Annotated in this window: 1 protein-coding gene; it reads right to left on the bottom strand. The window is 43.3% G+C overall.

The genetic code is table 11. The annotated features are described in order from the left end of the window. Window positions 1-63: 63 nt before the first annotated feature. The coding region (locus tag ABD917_RS08750; RefSeq protein ID WP_345119673.1) for a DUF7146 domain-containing protein at window positions 64-714 on the bottom strand (651 nt) is incomplete at its 5' end.

The following is a 714-nucleotide window of genomic DNA, read 5'->3' as shown; positions in this document are numbered from 1 at the left end:
AAGAGGCATTATCGTTATCATTGACGGGGGTATTTTCATTGTTGTTTTGTAAATTACACTCTTTCATAGTTTCCTCTTTTGAGAAAGTAATACGTTATTAAAGTCCATTCCTTTTGGAGCTTGCATGCTAAAGACCTCAAAGCCTTGGCTATAAGCACGCGCAGCTAAGATAAAACCTGCTTTACGACCCGCATCATCACCGTCCATTGCGATTGTCAAACGTCCTTTTGTACGAGGCAAATTCACACGCATCATGCCACTAGTCGAAAGGGACGCCCATAAATTCACGGGCTCTGATAACAAACCAGACAGCAGAGACAGACCCGTTTCAATACCTTCACAAATGACAAGATGTTTTGGATTGTCTTGGCTTAAGTACACAGCACCGCCCATAACAGATCCCAACATGGCTTTGGCTGGTTTGTGATCTGTTTTGCAGCCATTGGCTTGTAAAAAGGTTCTATGAATGGCAAAGGAACCAGCTCCCTTAACAAGCGCCACCAACGCGGGCAATGTCATTCCTAAGGGGTGTGGACATTTGTCGTGAAAACGTAAATCAGCAGGCAATTCACAAGTAATCCCCCGATTGCGTAAATAGGTTTCTGCTAGCGTATCTTTTATCGGTTGGCTTTGTTGCCAAATTGCTTTTGCTCTTTCTGCTTTCTGTTGTACTCGTTTGAGATCAGCAGAAAACTGTTTTGAGAAAAAGAGCCT

The organism is Bartonella pachyuromydis, from assembly GCF_039543065.1.
GTDB classification, from domain to species: Bacteria; Pseudomonadota; Alphaproteobacteria; order Rhizobiales; family Rhizobiaceae; genus Bartonella; species Bartonella pachyuromydis.
The sequence above is the reverse complement of the archived record's forward strand: the minus strand, read 5'-3'. Positions and strand labels throughout refer to the sequence as shown.